Genomic DNA, 21032 nt, shown 5'->3' with positions numbered 1-21032 from the left:
GACGGCGTAATGAAACACGATAAACGCTCTCTGGCAGCAGTTTCGGCAGTATTGGCACTCATCAGTTCCGAAGAAAGTGCCATCAGTTATAGCCGGCCTCTGCCCGGCAATCCCTCTCATCCCTGGCCGGCTTATGCCCGTGCTCAGACGATGCAATACCGGGACATTACTCAAAGAAGAATGAGAAAAAGAAGTAGATAATAAAGGAGAACTAATGGATAAACACGGCATCCTCGAAATGACCAAGATGCGTTATGAAGCTCATCGGCCTCAAGCCAGTAATCCTATCAAAATACAAGACCTCAGCTTCCGCGACGGTCATCAATCGCTGTTTGCCACCAGAGGTAGAACAGAAGACATGCTGCATGTGGCAGAGCTGATGGATCAAGTAGGCTACTATTCCATGGAAGTATGGGGTGGAGCTACCTTCGATACCATGCACCGTTACCTTGGCGAAGATCCATGGGAACGCATCAGAACACTTAAAAAACACATCACCAAAACTCCTTTCTCCATGCTGTTGAGAGGACAGAACCTGGTGGGATATCAAAACTATGCTGATGATGTGGTGGAAGCATTTACCCAGCGCGCTTGCGACAATGGCATCGACATCTTCAGAGTATTTGACGCTCTGAACGACTTTCGTAATTTCCAAACCGCAGTGAAGATCATCAAAAAGAACAATAAACACTTTCAAGGCACCATCTGCTACTCCCTGACCGAGCAGCGAATGGGTGGCGATATCTATAATGTGGACTACTATGTAAGCAAAGCCAAACAACTGGAGAAGATGGGTGCGGACAGCATCTGCATCAAGGATATGGCGGGATTGATCGCGCCTTACGATGCATATAACCTAGTTTTGGCATTAAAATCCGCCGTGAAAACTCCCATCCATCTGCATACGCACTTCACCAGCGGTATGGGCGATCTCTCGCTATTCAAGGCCATTGAAGCCGGAGTGGACATCATCGATACCTGCGTGGGGCCGTATGCCTATCGCACCTCCCACCCCGGCGTGGAACCGCTGGTAATCAGCCTATTGGGTACAAATCGCGATACCGGTTTCGATATCAGACTACTGAATAAGATCGGCAAAGAGATGGAGAAAGACATCCCCAAATATATGCACTTTGTAGATAATACAAAGTTTTCCATCATCGATACAGATGTGATCATCCACCAAACTCCGGGCGGAATGCTTTCGAACCTGGTAAATCAATTGCGCCAGATGGACGCACTGGATAAGTTGGAAGATGTGTTTGAAGAGATTCCCAAAGTACGTAAGGACTTGGGACAGATTCCGCTGGTGACCCCTACCAGTCAGATAGTGGGTATCCAGAGTGTGAACAATGCACTGTTTGATACCAAAGACGGTGAATACTCACGCATCACAGAGCAGGTGAAGGATCTCTGCTACGGCCTGTATGGCAAAACCACATTACCGATCGATAAGGACTTGCAAACCAGAGCGCTAAAGGGCTATCCCAAAGGTGAGAAGCCCATCACAGTGCGCCCCGGCGATGTTATACCTCCGGCGATGGAGCAAGTGAAAAAAGAAACCGAAGGCTTGGCTAAAAACCTTGATGATCAGCTGATTGTAGCTCTTTATAACATAACTGGGAAGAAATTCCTGCGCATCAAATACGGAATGGATCCCATGCCGGAAGAGATGAAAGCCAGAACCCTGGAAGAGGTGGAAGCCGAGCAGGAATTGATATCCAAAGCCAAAGCCGGGCAAGTGATGGTAAAACCGGAAGCTCCGGCAAAACCGGAAGATGCGCGTCAGTTCGACGTCTTTGTGGATGGTAGCTACTATCTGGTGGAAGTTGCGGAAAAAGGTGGAACACCGAGAGTGATTTCCAGCCGACCAGCCGCTCCTGTGGCTGCACCTAAACCAGTATCTGCACCTGCTCCCGTTGCTTCTCCCGCACCTGCCCCTGCTGCAAAGACTGCCGCTCCAGTCGTTCCAGGCGGAGAGTCCATCGATGCGCCTATGCCCGGTATGCTGGTGAAGTACGAGAAACAAGTGGGAGAAAAGGTAAAGCGTGGCGAGACCGTGTTGGTATTGGAGGCTATGAAGATGTATAACAACATCCCCTCACCGGTGGATGGAACCATCAGTGCGGCTCCGCTGTCTGCCGGAACAAATGTAAGTAAAGGCGATGTCTTGGCCGTGATAACAGCCGATTAAGGAGTATTTGCAATGCAATTTAAAAGCCAGATCATGGACAGCGCTCAGATGAAGCGCTCTATTCAGCGTATGGCACATGAGATCATCGAGCAAAACCGGGGCTTGGAAAAGATCCGCCTGGTTGGCATCCGCTCTCGTGGAGTCCCATTGGCAAATCAGCTTTCAGATTACCTAAAGCTCATCTCCAATCAGGAAGTGCCTGTGGGAGTCCTGGATATCACCCTGTATAGGGACGATCTTTCCACCATTGCCCATCAACCGGTAATCAAGGGCTCTCAACTGGATTTCGAGATCGAAGACGCCATTGTGGTGCTGGTGGACGATGTGCTCTTTACCGGAAGAACTGTACGTGCCGCCATCGATGCCTTGATGGATTTTGGGCGTCCGCGGAATATTCAACTGGCAGTGCTCATCGATAGAGGACACCGTGAATTGCCCATCAAAGCAGATTATGTGGGCAAAAACGTGCCTACTTCCAAAGAGGAAATCATCAAAGTAGCTCTCCATGAGATCGATGGAGAAGATAGTGTCAAAATCGTTTTGGCTTAAGTATCAGAACCGTTATCAAGAGCTGGGAAGCCATGTCTGCGTAGGCTTGGACTCCCGGCTCGATTTGCTGCCTCCTTGCTTGCAGAAGGCGGATAATCCGATCTGGCACTTCAATCGTGCCATCATCGATGCTACAGCGGACTATGCCACGGCATACAAACCCAATCTTGCCTTCTATCTGGCTGACGGCATCCGGGGGCTGGAAGCCTTGTATAAAACTGTGAGCTATATTCCCTCGCAGATCCCCGTGATTCTGGATTGTAAAGTGGGCGATATCGGCAGTACCATGCAAGGCTATGTAGAGGCGTTTTTCAAAGATATCAAGGTGGATGCCATCACTATCAATCCTTTGATGGGCAAAGATGTGCTTTTGCCTCTGCTGGAACATGAGGGCAGCTTTGCCTTTGCGCTGGCGCTCACATCAAACCCAAGTGCGGATGATTTCTTTCATAAAGCCGATATGAGACACAAAGTGGCATCGTGGCTGGCGGATTTTGATGAAAGCAGGTTGGGTGCAGTGGTGGGAGCTACTCAAGTGTCCCATCTGCAAGAAATGAGAATGATGATGCCGGGCAGGCTTTTTTTGATCCCCGGAGTAGGTGCGCAGGGAGGCGATTTGGATGCAGTACTACGGTATGCCATCGATAGTCCTGCAGATCCACGGATTCTCATCAATAGTTCCCGCGGTATCATCTTTGCTTCCCGGGATACGGATTTCGCAACTGTGGCAGGTATGAAAGCCAAAGAACTCTATAGGGCGTGTAAGGGCTGAGCACGACAACAAGATATACAGATTGTATCGACATATTTGCATATATTGTCTTGCAGTAAAATGCGTTGGAAAATCGAAGAAGTCCACCGTCATTTGAAACAAGTCTAAGGCTGGGAAAGTATACAATTAACATCATATATAAGTTTACAAACCATGAATCCGATTCTTTTGCTTACAATGTGTTTCCTGTACTCATTGAAGAGGTTCGCACATAAGTACTTGCTGGCATTCCCTGCCATTATGAAGTATAGAAACAAAACTTGGAAGAAGATATACGACTTTGTCTATTATCGCCTGTCAGAGCTCGTCACTCGATGCTTCTGCTCAGTTTCCAGATTCAATATGAATCCCTATAAGGGAAAATGGCACGAAGAAAACCAGCTTATTGTATCCTGTTTTACAACCGGGGGATGTGAGAGTAGATAATAGTTCTTGACATATTTATTCAAAGACTATCTTTAGATTTATTGTGTGTCTGGCTCTGGATATTGTGGCGTTAAAGGGTCGTGGATTCACATGTACGATTTGTTATGACGCATTGCCAAAGACACAAAAATGCACAGATCACAAGGATGTTCAATGAAGAAATTCTGTCTGATTTTACTGGTTATTGTGTTGAGCCAGGCTGCGTTTGCACAGAATCAAGTGCGATACGCTGGATTTAGCTTTAGTGGAGATTATGCCAATATCCCTCAAAGATACAAATATACTCATCAGTTGTTTGCACAAAAGGATTCCTCCGGTCTTTCCGTATTGGAACAAGAATTCTTTAGAATGTTTGAACAAAACAAGGTCTTTGGTAACTTCGAATTAGTCTTCACGAATATTGATACCAGACTGGCAATGACTATCACTCTATTGCGAGAGAACGTAGATTTTGAGCAGATCGGAGAGTATGTAAAGCTGATCTACAATCTGGGTTTCTCATTGAATATTCTGGATTATGATGAGATGCGAGTAATTCAATCTTATCCTGTGAAAGTGGCGTATCTGGATATCATTGAAGGTTCTGAAGACGATATTTTGCAGACCCGCATCATAAACACGATTCACGAGATAATCCAGAAACAGGTGATAAACGGTCTTAGCCGGCGTGTAGCTGAAGTATATCTCGCACAGAGCGGCACTTTATCGATGAAAGTGAGTGATATAACATTCAGCGACGATGTTTTGCATCAGATCACAGACAGCGGGCAGAATGAAGCTAGTTATGCTGCCCTGATCGCCAATCAAGCAACAGAAGCTTTAGCGTTTGATCTCAATGTGTCCATGTTACCCTATTCCAGGGATTATGCCGGGCAAAAGATGGCACTCTCCTTCTCTGACGCTGAAATGCAGAATTTCAGTATCCCTGCTGCCAGCTACGATCTGGCCATCCATGTGGATAAGTTCTATAAAGCTTTGCATTCGGAAAAAAACACTGAAAGAGTGTATGTATATGGGGCTTATACCAACGTGAAGATCTATGATGCTGAATTAGGTGATGTGTATTGGAACAATGAGGTGAAGCATGGAGCGGCAAAGCTGACGGTAAAGAATCAGGTCGTGGACGATTTTGCCAATTTCAATGAAGTTTTGTTAACCGCTGTTACAAAAACAATGATTGATACTTTTAAGGCAGATAAGGAACTCATGAGAGACAAAAAAGGAAAAAAAGGAGTGATAAAAAGATGTCAAAACTTCTGAAGAACATCTTCATCTGTGTGCTTCTATCATTTGTGATAAACAGTATGTATGCCATTACCAAAGTAAAGGTGAAGGGAGAAACGGATATCCGGAAAAAGAAACCCTCCATAGAAGAAATCAATAGGGTTTTTGAAAATGGCAAAGAGCAAGCCATCAAAAAATGGGCTGCGACTCTTGAATCCCAACGCCTGCAACTGATCAATTCACTCCTCCCCGAGATAATGGATAATCTCAATATATATATTCTGGAAGTAACGCAATTGAATGAAGGGGAATTGGTGAACGGCAAGTGGCAGATGAACTTGGAAGTATCCATCAACGATGCTCAGATTGATCTTTTGGCGAATCAACGATCTCAATCCAGCAGACAACTGCAGCAGGATACGTACCTTAGCTTTATCTATGTGGCACGGGAGGTAAGTGCGGTGGAAGCTTTTGACGATACTGTGAACAGAACTGCCGCCAGCTCCTCTTCACATAGCTATAATGCCTCCAGCGATAATGACCGCGTTCAGCACAGCAAGATAAGCGGCAACACCGACATCGTTACTACTACGCAAGGGCATGGCTCTTCCGATACTCGCGTTATCCAGCAAACAGACACTGCGGCAGCAACCTTGAAAACGCATGACGATGCTGCTGTGTCTGGAAGCGTACATTATCAAGACGATAATGCAGCCTTGTCTGTAACCTCGAGCAGTTCTACATCCTTGGACAAAATGCATAGTTCATCCGACACGGTACAGGATACAAATGTAAACAGCCAATTTGAAAATAGAACAGACACCAATATCAACACCAGCGGAAATATTGTGACCACTACTGTTTACAGAAACAGCTCCAAGGGCAATACGGATAGTGCTACTCTCTCGACATTCCAATCCTCAGGATCGGTGGTAAAAAGCAGCCAGGGTATTATCTATCGGGTCTTCAATCCACAGGAGATAGATTCCAAGGTAACGGAGATCTTCAATAAAGCGGGAATTGATGTGGTGCCGGCTTATGAAGCGGATATCACTCCGGAGCAGCTAGCATTTGACTTTGCTTCCATCGGAGAAGTGGCCAGTTCAACTCAGAAAGAAGCTACCGATCTGGCTCGTGATGCCGGCTTGGATTTTCTCGCAATAGGTCTCTTGGATCTGGGACAGGAAGAGATTGATCCAGTAACGGGTCAATACAAAATCTACGCTAAAGTAAACAGCTACATCATGGATCTCAGAAAGCGTTTTGCCACCAAGATCTGCAGTGTGGGTCCGGTACAGTTTAGCGGATTGGGCGAAAACCCAACCGTGGCAAAGACAAACGCTCTCATCGAAGCATCTACAAAAGCATCCCAAGATCTTGTGGATCAGCTACGAGTCAAAATGGGGATGTAGTATAAAAAAGGAGAGAACAATGAAAAAAATCATTGTAAGTCTGGTTATGGTAATAATTGTCTTCGGGGCATTTGCCAAAAAGAAAAAAGACACGGCTGAATTCCAGTTGATTCTGGATGATTCCCAGTTTGAAACAGAGGAAGCACAGATAGCTTATGCAAATAGTATTTCTGGAGATGTGCTTACTATTCTTCCGAGTTTGTATGCGTCTGTGGCATCAATGGGCAAGGATTTTACGCCTATCATGGTAGAGTTTCAATCCGCCAAAGAAGATATAGCATATGCTAATGAAATCATGTTGCAAGCTCTGGATCTCAGAAAAGACGTAGTGGCTGCACAGGCAGCAACAGATGCAGCAGCAGCGGGCAATGCAGGGCAAGTAATGACGGAAAAATCTGCTGAAGCCGAAGCCAGATTACAGGAAATGGCAGACAACAAGACTGAACTTAGTGAGCTACAAAAAGCCTGGATGAAAGCCGGATTAATGCGCATGGGTTCAGCAGTGATCAGGGAAACTGCGCTGGTGGTAGCGGTGAAACAATATACCGATAATTCCAAATCCCTGAAGGGAATAGCAAAAACAAAAGAAGCCAAAAATCTTGCTGCGGCAGCTTCTATGGCGGCAGAAATCCCTACAATGCTCTCTCAACAGGGCAATACCCTGAAAAATTTGCTAACGATAGCCTCGGTAAACAATATCGAAGTGCCAGCAGAAATAAAACTACCATGATCTAAAAACATACGGGGAGGGGGCAATCCTCTCCCCGCAATGATTGAGGCACGACATCATGAAAAAATGTATGCTAAATTTAGTACTTATATCGGTTTTGATTTTGCCCGCACTTGCCATAACCAACAAACCACCAGAATGGATTGCTGCTCCCTCAAAGTATTATCCTCAGGATTTATATGCCACAGCATACGGAACAGGAAAGACCGCCGAAGCAGCAAAAGCAAACGCCCTGTCAAGTCTCTCAGGATTCCTTGAGACCAGAATATCTTCTGGGCTCAGGGTTACTGAAGAAGCTATGGAACAACGGGATGCAAAAAAAACTACCAACAAGTACAGCCAGCATGTTTCTTCTGATGTAAGAACCTACACTGTGGGCAGTCTTCAATTTGCTGAGATCAAGGAAAGCTGGTACGATGAATCTGCTCACCTGTGGCATGCATTGGCGGCCATAGAAAGGGATAAGGTGCTGACCCATTACAGTAGCATAATCGACAACAACGAACAACTAATAATGCTCAAAATGGAAGCTCGCGATCAACTTCCGGATACGATCAAAAATTATATTCAAGCTCAGTATTTATTCCAGGAAAACAAAACGAACTACTTTTATTATAACGCTTTTACCACTTCAGTGACTCAGAACCGATATCCCAGCATCAGGGAAGACTACATCCTGCAGGAAATCCAAAGAGCAAAACAACAGATGCCCCTATCAATAATAGTTCGAAACGATTACGATCTGCAGATAGAGAATGAATTGAAACAGACTTTAAAAGAGCATGATTTCAGCCTTGCTCCGGAATCAAATTATCGATTGATCGTTGATATAGAGCTTCGGGAATCCCGAGAGATGAACAAACAGCACTTCGTAAATTTGGCAGCTACTTTGATGTTGATGTATAAAGATACAGAACTCTTCAGGGTATCTGCATCGGCAAATCAGGGCGATAGAAATGAAAGTGGAGCATTGAAACGCAGCAGTAAAGTCCTTGCACGTAAACTAAGCACCGAAGTACTCCACGCCTTCGGACAGCAATAGTATCCCCCATACGAAAAAACCCGGCTGAAACCGGGTTAAGGCAAATGGCTGGGATGGAAGGATTTGAACCCTCACATACGGATCCAGAGTCCGCTGTCCTACCATTAGACGACATCCCAACAATAAAGTGGCTGGGCAGGGAGGATTCGAACCCCCGTATGGCAGGACCAAAACCTGCTGCCTTACCGCTTGGCGACTGCCCAACTCGAAGATATGTGGCGGAGAGGCAGGGATTCGAACCCTGGGTAGGCTTTTGACCTACACACGCTTAGCAGGCGTGCACCTTCAGCCAGCTCGGTCACCTCTCCTGGCACAAATTATCTATATATCAATTACACTTCTATACTCTGGCGGAGGATGAGGGATTCGAACCCCCATGGGCAGAACCCGGCGGTTTTCAAGACCGCTGCCTTACCAATTAGGACTAATCCTCCATATGTTTAATCCAAAAATTATGCGTCCGGCTTTCTGTCAAGTATTTTCGCTTGGCTTGCATTCCTCATTTTATATGAGGAATATTATCAACAGATGATAAAGAATGGATGTTAATCATCTGGGAGCCATCAATCCTGGACATATCCACATATAAATGAAGTTCATCCAAAGCTTTTTTCTTGACTGAATATCCTTTGGCACAAAAACTTGGAATCTATGTTAATTATGGGAGAAAATGATGTCCAGAAAGCAACAAGGGATGTTTACTGTATGTATCATGGCCTTTCTAATAATGGTCTCAGGACTTTATGGAAGCTTTTTCAGCCACAACTCTGAAGTGATGCCCATGGGGCAGATTGGTGGTGTGTTCAGAGCTGTAGATGGAACAGGGCTGGAAGATGTGCGAATCGATGTGTATCTTCAACAGGCTCAGGTGCGCAGCTTGCATACTGGCCCGCTGGGGGAATATAGCATCAAGTCCCTTGTTCCCGGTATCTACAGCCTGGAGTTTCAGCTTCCCGGTGCCGAGAGTATCCGGCAAGATGTGAGAGTGCATCCTGCCCGAAACAGCTTCTGTAACGTGCGGATGGAGTCTTCCCCCTCAATCGCTTTCATGCTTACTATCCCCATAATACCGGTTGAGCATTCGTCCCTGGATATGCTGATGCCTCAGCCGGTGCCGGTTAGTGGCGCTTATGCCGCACCATACATGCCTCCGGTATTACCTGAAGCATTTCTGCCCGTTAGTTCCATGCCTTTTTATGATGTGTCTGCCAAACCTTTGACCGATGTATCTGTAAATGTGAACACAGCATATTTCAGTTATCTCCGCCGTCTTCTTTCTGCCGGCAGGCTGCCCAATCCGAATGCTCCGAGAGTTGATGAGATGCTGGCTTATATGCAACCAGATATTTCTGGTTCGTCAGCAGATGCTTTCACAGTGGCAACCCAGATTATGCGGCATCCCTATGATCCTGACCGGAGCTTTTTGTATGTGGGAATGAAGTCTCCCGTACTAAATACAGAGAAAGCAAATCCCCGAAACCTGTATGTGGTGCTGGATTGTTCCGGCAGAATGGGAACTGAAGACAAGCTGTATCTGGCCAAAGAGAGCTTACGTTGTTTTATTGAGCAGATGAATCAGGACACCCGGCTCACAATTATCTGCGCGCGACAAGATCCGCTTGTAATCTCGGTGGATGGCAAGGATAAAGCATCTGCTTACCTAGCTTTGGATAAGATATCGGCTTCTGGAAGCGGAAATGTGATTGATGCGTTACAATTAGCACTACAGCAGGCCATAAAACTGGAGCATAATGGAACTGCACAGTTAGAGCATGGAATCTTCCCCAATACACTAAGTGTACCCATGTATGGCGAAATGTGGCTCTTCAGTGATGGCTTTTACTCTGAACAGATCCTGCAAGATATGGCTAGCACTCTGGCTCTGGCACACAAACAAGGGATTTTATGCACGATTTTAGGTTTGGGCTTGGATCTGTATCAGGATAACAATCTGTACAAGGTATCTGGTGAAAGTTCAGCAAGATACATCTATGTGGATAGTCTGAAGGAATTCCAGCATCAACTCCAAGCGGGCCTATTGAAATATGTACCTCTTACAGCACAATATCTGCAGTTAAAGTTTGATTTTTCCGGTTCCAGCATTACCCGCTATCGTCAGATCGCAGTGAGTGGTATGGATGAGAGTAGCGCTACATCCAGTGCTTCGTTCACTCCAAATATGTTGACTTCGGGGCAGAGCATTTCCGCTTTGTTTGAGATAGAGTTGCCTGATACTGCCGATATCCAAAGCGATAGTGCGGGCAAGTTGATGCTTTACTATCATAGTCCTCATTCTGCAAAACCTCGCTACGAGGAGTATGATCCCAGCCTAACCGCCTCAGCTGAAGCGCAACAAGACATGCGGGATTATGTGTTTACTGCGCTCTTTGCTAAATTACTCAGAGATGAGGTAGATGTCGATGGACTGTCCTGGCACAGTTTATGGGACTATGTGCAGAATTATGCCTCAGACTCAGAGCTGAAATTCATGATCCAAACAGCCACCGAGTTACAACCGTAAAACATGAGGATGTAGTGCGTATGAAACTAAGAACGATAATTGTTTTTTTACTTTCGTTTCTATTGGGATCCTGTTGGTTCACACAAAGCTTTCTTACTCACGAACTGAAGCTTCAAAGGACAAATCGCTATGAAAATCCTGCAATCAACACAATCGTTGCCGATCTCAAAGGTGATGGCAGAGAGCTTCAGATATCTGCATTCTATGAAAATAACTTGGGCAGGATCGAGATCAACAATCAAGAAGGTAAAACCATTTCACAAATCAACACTGCAAATTATCGCCCAGGTGCCCTGAAAGTTCTTGAGAATCCGAAAGACAAAAGCACTTGGCTGTTTTACAGTATGAACAATGGTAGTACTTTATCCTTACGAGCTGCTAAATACACTTGGCAAGTACCTCTATTACGTGAAAACAAAGGCTTTGTGCCATATTACCGTGAAGATGAGCTGATGGACTTGGATTCCTACACCTGGACCGCTTTCTTCGTCCCGCAGATAATTGATGATATCGATGGAGATGACAGGCTGGAGATCGTTTGTACAGCTTATGATGGTTACAGTTCAAATCCCAGGGGACTGATCGCCTATGATTGGGAAAGTGGGGCACAAAAATGGTTCTATCGCAGCCCGGCGGTTTTTTCCGGATTCTTCTATGATGACTTTGATCTGGATGGAAGCAAAGAGTTCCTGCTCTCAAACATCTCTTTCAACAACAATACTATGAGTATTGACGGTCTGAACGACTTCAGCGGGAACTTAGTGATACTGAACACTAAAGGTGAGCTGACCCATTTGCACAGGATCTTTGATGGTTTAGGCGCACTAACTGTGAACGTTGCGGATGTGGATCAGGACGGCAAGCTGGACATCTTTGCTGTAGCATCCACGCGGGGCAACAATACTGATGCCGATTGTATAATTCGGTTTAGCTACGACGATGGGCGCCTTATCCGCAAAAAGGAACTATCTTTACCCAAAAGCTTGATGATGTTTGATCATAATGATTTTTTGCAACGCATGGACAGCTCCTCAGAGTATCGCTTGATATTATCTGATGCATTGAGAGGCATTATATGTTTTGACGAGGATTTGAACGAATGCCATAGCCGCACCGTCCGGAACGTGAAGCGTATCTGTACAATCACAGATATCGATCACAACGGTAAAAAAGAAATAATTGCCCTGAATAACGAGGATGAACTGCAGGTTTTTAATCATGATCTGCTGGAAATAGCCCGCACACCCTTGTCTTTGGAGGATCAGAACCTGATGGGTATAAGAGTGATCAACCGTGCAGAGGGCATGCAAACCTCAATTGCAGTGATAATGGACAAATCTATCCACTTCTACTATCTGCAGCATATCTCATTTTTTCTCCTGGTATATCGCTTGTTGAAAGCCCATGCCCTATGGTTGATGTTGATCCTTCTGGCAATCGTTATCTACATGGGAATCTACATCAGTAAACGCAAGCAGGACGCCATCTCCACTTACAATCTACTGGATGAAGGCGTGTTTCTGGTAAACAAAAAGGGCTGTATCCTCTTTGCGAATAAAGTTGCTATTTCCATGGCTCCCCAAAATGAATCACGAAGTTATTGTAAGCATTTGCGCACCATCTCTCCAGATTTGGATGAAGCCCTGGCAAAGATGCGCCGCAGTATGTCCAGTCAGGAGCATCTGGAGATCATTCTAAATGGGAAACCGCTAAAAGTAAGCCTGCAAAGATCTCATAGCTATTCTGGTAGATACTTCATCTTTATGTACCGAAAACTGGCGGATATTGAATCCGATACTCTGCAATGGGCAGAGACTGCACGCAGGCTCTCGCATCATGTTCGCCGGCACATCACAAACGTGATTCTGGCTCTGGACCCCCTGGAAAAAGACTGCAGCCAGGAAGATGCCGAGTATCTGGATATCATCAAAAGCGAAATCGAAAAGGTACGCGTGTTCACACACGCATTCCAGCGCTTCACCGAAATGCACAATTACGATCTGAAAGTTCAGGATCTCATCCCTTCGGTGGAGCATGCTCTTAGCAACACCAAGATCCGGGATAACATCAAGATCATTCGTAATTACAATCTAAAATCCATCCATGCTAAAATCGAGCCTATCCGCTTTGAAGAAGCCATTGTGAATATCATAAACAACGCCACGGAAGCCATGCCAGAAGGCGGCACCCTACACATCAGCATCCGTGAATTTCCTCTGCACCAAAGCCCCGGCGGCAACCTCAGCGTGTTAGTGGAGATTGAAGACTCCGGTAAAGGCATTCCCCAAAAATACATGGAAGATATCTGGAAACCGTTTTTCACTACAAATCAATCCGGAACCGGCATCGGCATTCCCGAAACCCGCAAAATCGTCGATTCCATGGGCGGTCTGATCGACATCCAAAGCGAGGAGGGTCTGGGGACTACTGTTTCCATCTGGTTAAAAGGATCTCAAGATGAATAGCATACGTATTTTGATCGCTGATGACGATACGATATTTTGCAAGCTTATCGAAGATTTGTTGCGCAGGGAAGGCTATATTGTCCACTCCGCTTCCTGTATCGCAGAAGCACAGGCTGCATTGAACACATATAAGTTCGATTTGGTGATGCAGGACATGTGCTATCCTGCTCTGCAAGATGGTTTTGCCATGTTGGAAGAGCTGCATGAGCGTTATCCGGAAATGCCCATCCTAATGATCTCTGGCGCTGCGCACATTCCTGATGCTGTAAATGCCATCAAATACGGAGCTACAGATTTTATTGAAAAGCCTATTGCCAAAGAGCATCTCATTATCCGGTTGGAACGGCTCAAAGACAACATCCTGATGCGCAGAAACCTGCATGGATTACAGCTTTCGTCGATCGGAATGATAGGCAATTCCGAGCCCATGAAGCAAGTGTATGATTCCATCATCAAAGCATCACGTTTCGATACCCCGGTCCTTATTTGCGGTGAAACCGGGGTAGGTAAAGAATTGGCGGCTATGGCCATCCATCGTCTGTCTGATCTGCATGAAAAGAATCTGGTGACCATCAATTGTGCGTCCATACCCAGTGAGCTCTTTGAATCGGAACTGTTTGGCTACGAAAAGGGAGCTTTTACCGGAGCTACAAATTCTCACAAAGGCTATTTTGAGTATGCTCAGGGCAGTAGTATCTTTTTGGATGAGATTGGTGAATTACCCATGACCGTACAGGCAAAACTGCTGCGAGTGATCTCCGAACAGGAGATTCAAAAGCTTGGAGGAGGCCCCTGCAAAGTTTCCACCCGCATTATCAGCGCATCGAATAAAAACCTGCTGGATATGGTGGAAAATGCTTTATTTCGCGACGACCTCTACTATCGCATCAGCACCATTAAAATAGATATCCCGCCTTTGCGTAATCACCGTGATGACATCATCATTCTGGCGGATTACTTTTTACATTGCTTTTGCACCAGGCATCAGATTCCCCTCAAGATCATCTCCCCCTCTGCGGCCGCATGGCTGTTTGAGCAGGATTATCCCGGAAATGTAAGGGAGTTGAAAAACTCTGTGGAGCGCGCAGCTGTTTTTTCGATATCGCAGACCTTGAGTGTGGTAGATTTTACCACAAAGTATCCTGAACTCGATGACATTCCTACCTCATATCGGGAGACGGTACGTCAGTTTGAACGAAATTACCTGGAAAAGATACTCTTGATTCACGATGGAAACATTACTCGCGCAGCAAGTTACCTCCAGATGGATAAATCTAACCTCAGTAAGAAAATCAGCAGTCTGGGCATCGAATTACCGGGTAAATAATACCATAATCTGACTAAATCTGCCTTCTACTGCGCCATGAGTGTGGTAGATTTTACCACATCCGCTATCAGATAATTCCTCACAACATATTGAATATCAATATAATATGATACTCATGATATTTGGTGCAAATCCTGCAATATATTTACGTACATCCATCATGGATCGTATATCTTCGCACGCATTATTCGGTAGCGAGATAGCGCTGGGTGGATCAGGCAGAAGGGCGATCGGAAGGTTGTAGGATCTGTAGGCCGGGGCATCCTTCAGGGGTAATGGGCAGGCATCTATAATGGATGTAGGCTTTTTTTACTATACCAATAAGGAGTATTGTGATATCTGTAGGCTGATGCCTCAATGAAGCAAAGGCTAGACCATATGGATGGGCAACAAAGGGATAGTTCCGGCTTCAGACAGCAGGCTGAATGGCCGGATCATAGAAAGGATCTTGCATATACGCGGTGTGAGATCCTTTTCTTTTTCAGGGTGACTTTATCGAACTCCCTCGGCAAACATGATTCCATGCCGTACACCCCGGTTGCTCACGATCAAGTTGCTGCTCTTTGTGCTATCCATGATTCTGCTGATGATCATCACCGCTGCCAGCATGATATCCACGCGGGAAGGATCCATGCCGGGAATGAGGCGGATTTGATCCAGAGTGAGTGCGCGATAGGTTCGTTCTTGACGCAGTATTTCGCTTCTACGCATTTCATAACCGTCAATTTCCTTCAGGGCTTCAGCTTCGTTTTTCCCTTCATTCATCAGTGCTACCATTGCGCAGGTGTACACTGCTCCACCGGTTCCCACCAATTTTTTGGCAAATGGGTTGTTCCAGGCTAGCTCTCGTTCCAATTCCATCTGAAGTCCCAGATACATACATTGCGTGGGTGGTTGTTTTCTGATAAATCTTTGGCTCAGGTTTACTGCTCCCAAGGGAAAACTCTTGCTGTAAAGTATCTTCTCATTGTTTCCTTTGATGATCTCTGTGCTGGAACCACCGATGTCGAAGCAGTTTATGAATCCGGTTACACCTTTTGTGCCTATTACTCCGCGATATGCCGCTTCGGCCTCTTCTTCCCATGTCAGGATGCGCAGCTTCAGGCCAAATTGTTCGCTGATGAGCTTTTTGATCTCGTCACTGTTTCTTGCGCGTCGCAAAGCTTCTGTAGCGATAAGGATGATATCATCAGTCTCCGGGAAGCGTTTTTTAACGTCGTCGATAGTTTTCAGGATAGCTTTAATCCCCGCTGCAGTCATCATTTCTTTGCCGTTGATCTGGGATGCCAACCGCAAAGGTAAGCGATAGAAGCAGCCTTCTTTGCCTTCCGACATATTTGCAGAAAGCACTTTAGCAGTGTTTGAACCAAACTCGATCAGAACTTTCAGGTCACTATTATGCTTCATAATTCCCCCATACTTCAAAATATAATGCGACTGAGGCAAATTGCCCAATGAATTCGGTTCATTTCCTATTTTTATTCTTTTGCTTTGTACATGTAGTATACTATATCACTATTGTCCCTCTATGGTTTATGCCGTTCTGAAGCAGATATAAAGCTGTTATCGTCCAGTGTTCACTCGATTATAACGGCTTTATGACCCGTTGAACACAGCTTGATGTTCCGGGCTTGATCTGTGGGGGTAAATGAATTGAAAGTTGCTGGCTGCTATGGGTTTCTCGGAAAAATCTTGACGTATCTTCGCCTTCCCCAAACTGGTATATATTAGATAAAATGAATCAGAGGTGAACGTGCGAGAACTTATTATAGCCGGCAATTGGAAGATGCATAAGGGTTTAGATGAAGCCAAGCAGTTTTCTCGGAAACTCAGAGAGGCGTTGCAGGGTAAGAACACAGGCAATGTGATCCCAATCGTAGCACCTGCCTATCCTTTTTTGGCCGTATTACTCAGAGAATTTGACGACAGCCCTGTGAAAGTAGCCGCACAGGATGTGAGTGTACATGGCGATGGCGCATTTACTGGCGAAGTATCCGCAAACATGCTTGCTTCTCTGCAGCTGCCTTACTGTATTGTAGGGCATTCCGAGCGACGTGCATATCACGCCGAGAGCAACGAAATTGTACGGAAAAAAGCTATGAAGCTGATGCAACAGGGGATCGTTCCAATCCTTTGCATTGGAGAGACTTTAGAACAACGCGATGCCGGAATCACAGAGAAAGTGATCAAAGACCAGTTATCCGGATGCCTGTACCAGATCAATCTCTACAGCGGTAAAGAACTGATCATCGCCTACGAACCCGTGTGGGCCATTGGCACAGGTCGCACTGCCACGGGAGAGCAAGCTCAGCAAGTTCACGCTCTCATCCGAAAATGGCTGTCTGTAGCTTACCATGATGAATTGGCGGAATCGTTATGTATACTGTATGGCGGAAGCGTGAAGCCGGAAAACATCTCTGAATTACTTAGCATGCCGGACATTGATGGCGGTTTGATCGGAGGAGCATCGCTGGACTCCGATTCTTATCTAAAAATGCTTGACATTGCACAACACTATGATATGGAGCACAATAGATGATAGATATGAAGTATATCCGGGCAAATCCGGATGTGGTGCGAAACGCAATTATAAACAAGAACGAAAAAGCGAATCTGGATGAGCTTTTGGCGGCCGACGAAAAACGCCGTAAACTGCAGTATGATTTCGATCAGTTAAAAGCCAGGCAAAACTCTGTGTCTCAGATCATTGCCCAAAAGAAAAGAGTACGGGAAGAGGTTGCGGAAGAGCTGGCAGAGATGGCAAAAGTGGCAGAAGAGATCAAAAGCATCCAATTGGACTTGAGCGCTGTAAGTGCCGAAGCGGATGCGCTCTTGCTCCGCATCCCGAATATCCCGCATCCTTCTGTTCCGATCGGCAGGGATGAGTCTTTGAATGAGGTGATTCGCCATGAAGGCGAGCCGCCTAAATTCGATTTTAAGCCTTTGGATCATCTTGATGTGGCAAACCATAACGCTATGCTGGATCTTCCCCGCGGGGCAAAGATATCCGGTAGCGGATTTCCCATTTATACGGGATTTGGTGCCCGGCTGGAACGTGCACTGATAAACTTTATGCTGGAATATCATCTGCAAAAGCACGGTTACACGGAGCTGATGGTGCCTCTTGCCGTGAATAGAAAGACTATGACCGGAACGGGGCAACTGCCGAAATTGGAAGATGATATGTACCACGTCAGCGAAGATGACCTCTTCCTGATCCCGACCGCAGAAGTGCCGGTTACCAATATCTATGCGGACGAAGTGCTGTCCTACAAAGACCTCCCCCAAAAGTTTGTGGCTTACACTCCTTGTTTCCGCAGAGAAGCGGGAAGTTATGGTAAGGACACTCGAGGTTTGCAGCGTTTGCATCAGTTCAATAAAGTGGAGATGGTACGTTTTGTAGAGCCGGAGTGTTCTGAAGCCGCTTTGGAAGATATGCTGCATGATGCCGAGGACATACTGAAAGCTTTTGGATTGCACTATCGGGTAGTGTCGCTGTGCACGGGAGATCTCAGTTTTGCCAGTGAAAAGACCTACGATCTGGAAGTATGGGCGGCAGGCAGCGGGAAGTATCTGGAAGTATCTTCTGTAAGTAGTTTTGGAGAGTTTCAAGCCCGGCGTGCCAATATCCGCTACAAGGATGCCGAAGGCAAGATGCGTCATCCTCACACTTTGAATGGTAGTGGTTTGGCCACACCCAGGCTAATGATCGCGATATTGGAAAGCTATCAGCAAGCTGACGGCAGTCTGCGAGTTCCGGAAGTGCTGAAACCCTGGATGGAATTGAAGTTATAGTAAGATCAATATGATGATTAACCAGAGTAGATCAACAAACAAAGACCATTGGAGATGATATGAGACGCGCATACAGGATTGTTCCGCTGCTTCTGTTGCTTTGCCTGAACCTAGGAGCAAAGCATTCAGACGAGTTTATGATAGGTACTTATTCTTATCTAAGCAATAGATTTCCCTACCTGGTGGAACACCGGGAGACACTGAGCCGTTATATGCATGAAATGGGCTACAACAGCAATTTGGTTGAGACAAAAAAAGATGACCCGGATTTTCCTGCACTGTTGGCAACCCTGGATAAACACGAAATCGATGCATGGATCATAGAGAAGTCGTATTCGGACGACCCTGCTGATGAAAGGCATTATGCCATCTCATATATGACAACATCGAGTTATCAGAGATTTGAGGCGGAATATCTGGATGAGAATGATCTCCACCGCGGCGACAGCAAAGACAACAGATTTTGGTATGCATCGCGTAATGATAACCTGATTACTCGCACGGGAAGGGCAAAAGCAGATTCGAGGGCCTCAAACGGATATGTGTGGCAAAGCATCCGGGGCAAAGATAAACCAGGATATGCCATGGGGGATCTCCGCTATCGCTGGCCCAATCCAAATGGCTTCTATGTGCGGTTTGGACATTCATTTCGCGTTTATCGAAGAAACCTTCCAACTCATGCTGGCAATTATCTATGGGTCACCTATAGATTCAAGCTTGCGGACATAGCTCCAGATGTAAAACCGGATACGGAGCTTCTACGCTTTGAAGTGGTGGGTTTTAATCTGGAAGGAAGCGGCTTTGCCGCCAAGGCTACCCCGCTTGCGGCATCATCTTCCAAGGGTACGGCTCAGGAGGCAGCATATACACTGGCAGATTACGAGCGTTCCCGCGGGGAGGACGGTTATGTGGATTTTGTGCTTAAGATACCTTATCAGGATTTGATCGACGCCAATCTGTTTAAACTTGATGCTACTGGTGTGTACGTTCTGGATAACCTCAATGCACGCTTGTATTGGCAAGGTAACTGCAACCTGGAGCTGGACTATGTGGAAATCGAAGATCAAATGAGCCGGGAATTGAGATCCATGGACGAAGCCCAAAAGGCAAAACTACTGAGCCGGGCCCGGAATCTGATTAGCCAAGGCAAAGGGAATGTACTAGGTTTCTATACCTTCGACGAACCTTTACAACCTCAGTTCAACAGTTATAGAATAATGGATGAACTAATGGCGGAAGAAGATATCAATATAATGACCGCAATCTACGATTATAAGTATGAAGACATCGTCTTGGACAAAACAAATGAAGTCTATTACGACAATGTGGCAGGATTTATTAGTGCGGCTCAACCAAGAATTGTGGCACCGGATATATATCCCATGCTTCAAGGCTACAGCTTGAATCCGGGAGCAGAGGGCAGGGAATTCCTCCAGGAAGTTTTGAACAGCAATATGCTTCAGATTTATGAACATGGAGTCCGCTATTGCAAAGAGGATCCATCCAGAAAGTTCTATCCCATCATACAGGCATTCGGAAGATGGGAAAAGGGGGATCCGGATACGTGGAGAAAATGGGTTTTACCGCCATATGCCACACAAAAAGCTCTACTTTATCTGCCCCTGGTGTATCAGGCGGACGGGGTTTTGCACTACAGACTACAATCCTACATTGATCAAGATGGATATGGCGAATATACAAGCCTGAGTGCCATAATGAAAGACGGGAAACACATGTCCCCGGTACCCGGTATGGAGGCAATGGACGCCATCATGCACTCCAATCCCAAGGTCTATATGTACGGAAACATCCTGCAAGACATGGAATGGCTGGACGCCGGAACGATCATGACAAAGCCCACGAAGTCCAAGGTAATCCCCAAACAGATACCAGTAAAAGCGATGTATGTGCAAAATCAAACAGAAGCTCCTTATAGCGGGTACATACAATGCGGGTATTATATCGATGCGGATAAAACGCCCTATTTGATGCTGGTAAATCGCCGTGGTAATTACTTTAACAGTAGTGTGGCTACCAGTGAAGACTTGGTGCCTCCCTCATTGTATGATCAGCATTATCCTCAGGCAGATCCCCAAACACTGCACATTACTCTGAGTCCATACATCAAAGGTTATTCGGAAAATGTGGGCTTGATGGATCCTTACGATAAGCAGATATACCAGGTACAGGATGGTAAATGCGCCATCGAAATCCCTGCAGGCGAGGCGAAGCTGCTGAAACTGGTGAACACTCTGCCGTCCAGGGTGGAAGGCTTGGTGACACTTAAGGGAGAGACCATAATAGCTCACGATGTTACTTTGGAAAAAGGAGCAAAGCTGAAAATGCATAAAGACGCTCGTGTCACTATGTTGCCAGGAGCCCGCATCTTCGCTCCCGAAAACACTGATGTGGTATTGGCTGGAGAAATAGAAATGCAGGGAGACTCCTCGCTTGTGATAATGGGATACCTGAAAGAAAAGAATGTGGACATCAGGCAAGATGAGCAAGCGAAGCTTCTGAAACAGCCCCAAGCCAAGAAGTCCTTCTTCAAAAGATTGTTTTGCATAGACTAAGG

General features: G+C 45.9%; 15 protein-coding genes and 4 tRNA genes. 14 read left to right on the top strand and 5 right to left on the bottom strand.

Translation table 11 applies throughout. From position 1 onward, the window contains the following. Window positions 1-9: 9 nt before the first annotated feature. From PHF32_01915 to PHF32_01880, 8 genes are all read left to right on the top strand, one after another. A complete protein-coding gene (locus tag PHF32_01915) occupies window positions 10-201 on the top strand; it encodes a hypothetical protein (protein ID MDD4559485.1) in 192 nt (63 codons plus the stop codon). Window positions 202-214: 13 nt separating this feature from the next. After that, entirely contained in the window at window positions 215-2194 is a 1980-nt protein-coding gene (locus PHF32_01910) for a pyruvate carboxylase subunit B (protein ID MDD4559484.1), read from the top strand. A 12-nt stretch (window positions 2195-2206) separates the two neighbouring features. Further along, entirely contained in the window at window positions 2207-2743 is a 537-nt protein-coding gene (pyrR, locus tag PHF32_01905) for a bifunctional pyr operon transcriptional regulator/uracil phosphoribosyltransferase PyrR (protein MDD4559483.1), read from the top strand. Then, the gene (gene pyrF, locus PHF32_01900; GenBank protein MDD4559482.1) at window positions 2721-3515 is read left to right on the top strand and encodes an orotidine-5'-phosphate decarboxylase; all 795 of its coding nucleotides are present in this window, start codon (window positions 2721-2723) and stop codon (window positions 3513-3515) included. Before pyrR ends, pyrF begins: the two co-directional genes overlap by 23 nt. A gap of 579 nt (window positions 3516-4094) precedes the next feature. Next, window positions 4095-5201 carry a hypothetical protein gene (locus PHF32_01895; GenBank protein MDD4559481.1) on the top strand — a complete coding sequence of 369 codons (1107 nt, stop codon included), beginning with the start codon at window positions 4095-4097 and terminating at the stop codon, window positions 5199-5201. Next, the gene (locus tag PHF32_01890; GenBank protein ID MDD4559480.1) at window positions 5186-6577 is read left to right on the top strand and encodes a hypothetical protein; all 1392 of its coding nucleotides are present in this window, start codon (window positions 5186-5188) and stop codon (window positions 6575-6577) included. The genes PHF32_01895 and PHF32_01890 overlap by 16 nt, the downstream gene beginning before the upstream one ends. A 19-nt stretch (window positions 6578-6596) precedes the next feature. Beyond that, window positions 6597-7307: a hypothetical protein gene (locus tag PHF32_01885; protein MDD4559479.1), complete on the top strand. Its 711-nt coding sequence runs from the start codon at window positions 6597-6599 to the stop codon at window positions 7305-7307. Window positions 7308-7377: 70 nt separating this feature from the next. Further along, window positions 7378-8349, top strand: a complete 972-nt coding sequence (locus PHF32_01880; protein ID MDD4559478.1) for an LPP20 family lipoprotein — start codon at window positions 7378-7380, stop codon at window positions 8347-8349. Between the two features lie 45 nt (window positions 8350-8394). Here PHF32_01880 and PHF32_01875 read toward each other — a convergent pair. The 4 genes from PHF32_01875 to PHF32_01860 all read right to left on the bottom strand — a co-directional run bounded on the left by PHF32_01875 (window position 8395) and on the right by PHF32_01860 (window position 8783). Beyond that, window positions 8395-8468: transfer RNA gene (locus PHF32_01875), tRNA-Gln, on the bottom strand. Window positions 8469-8477: 9 nt separating this feature from the next. Further along, window positions 8478-8552 (bottom strand) — tRNA-Gln (locus PHF32_01870). A 13-nt stretch (window positions 8553-8565) separates the two neighbouring features. Beyond that, window positions 8566-8657, bottom strand: a tRNA-Ser gene (locus tag PHF32_01865). 40 nt (window positions 8658-8697) lie between these two features. Then, window positions 8698-8783: transfer RNA gene (locus PHF32_01860), tRNA-Ser, on the bottom strand. A 239-nt stretch (window positions 8784-9022) separates the two neighbouring features. On the opposite strand from PHF32_01860, the gene PHF32_01855 reads away from it, so the two are divergent. The 3 genes from PHF32_01855 to PHF32_01845 are packed head-to-tail and all read left to right on the top strand — an operon-like array spanning window position 9023 to window position 14662. After that, window positions 9023-10870 (top strand): von Willebrand factor type A domain-containing protein, encoded by a 1848-nt coding sequence (locus tag PHF32_01855; GenBank protein MDD4559477.1) that lies wholly within the window; start codon window positions 9023-9025, stop codon window positions 10868-10870. Window positions 10871-10890: 20 nt separating this feature from the next. Then, window positions 10891-13335 carry an ATP-binding protein gene (locus tag PHF32_01850; GenBank protein ID MDD4559476.1) on the top strand — a complete coding sequence of 815 codons (2445 nt, stop codon included), beginning with the start codon at window positions 10891-10893 and terminating at the stop codon, window positions 13333-13335. Next, complete coding sequence (locus tag PHF32_01845; protein MDD4559475.1) at window positions 13328-14662, top strand: sigma-54 dependent transcriptional regulator; 1335 nt, start codon at window positions 13328-13330, stop codon at window positions 14660-14662. Before PHF32_01850 ends, PHF32_01845 begins: the two co-directional genes overlap by 8 nt. A gap of 492 nt (window positions 14663-15154) precedes the next feature. Here PHF32_01845 and PHF32_01840 read toward each other — a convergent pair whose 3' ends face one another. After that, the gene (locus PHF32_01840; GenBank protein MDD4559474.1) at window positions 15155-16069 is read right to left on the bottom strand and encodes a hypothetical protein; all 915 of its coding nucleotides are present in this window, start codon (window positions 16067-16069) and stop codon (window positions 15155-15157) included. Window positions 16070-16415: 346 nt separating this feature from the next. Here PHF32_01840 and tpiA point away from each other — a divergent pair, with 346 nt between their 5' ends. The 3 genes from tpiA to PHF32_01825 are packed head-to-tail and all read left to right on the top strand — an operon-like array spanning window position 16416 to window position 21030. Further along, window positions 16416-17201 (top strand): triose-phosphate isomerase, encoded by a 786-nt coding sequence (tpiA, locus tag PHF32_01835; protein ID MDD4559473.1) that lies wholly within the window; start codon window positions 16416-16418, stop codon window positions 17199-17201. Next, complete coding sequence (gene serS / locus PHF32_01830) at window positions 17198-18457, top strand: serine--tRNA ligase (protein ID MDD4559472.1); 1260 nt, start codon at window positions 17198-17200, stop codon at window positions 18455-18457. The genes tpiA and serS overlap by 4 nt, the downstream gene beginning before the upstream one ends. A gap of 59 nt (window positions 18458-18516) precedes the next feature. Beyond that, window positions 18517-21030: a hypothetical protein gene (locus tag PHF32_01825; GenBank protein MDD4559471.1), complete on the top strand. Its 2514-nt coding sequence runs from the start codon at window positions 18517-18519 to the stop codon at window positions 21028-21030. Window positions 21031-21032 lie beyond the last annotated feature (2 nt).

The organism is Candidatus Cloacimonadota bacterium (assembly GCA_028706475.1).
Taxonomy (GTDB): domain Bacteria; phylum Cloacimonadota; class Cloacimonadia; order Cloacimonadales; family Cloacimonadaceae; genus UBA5456.
The sequence above is the reverse complement of the archived record's forward strand: the minus strand, read 5'-3'. Positions and strand labels throughout refer to the sequence as shown.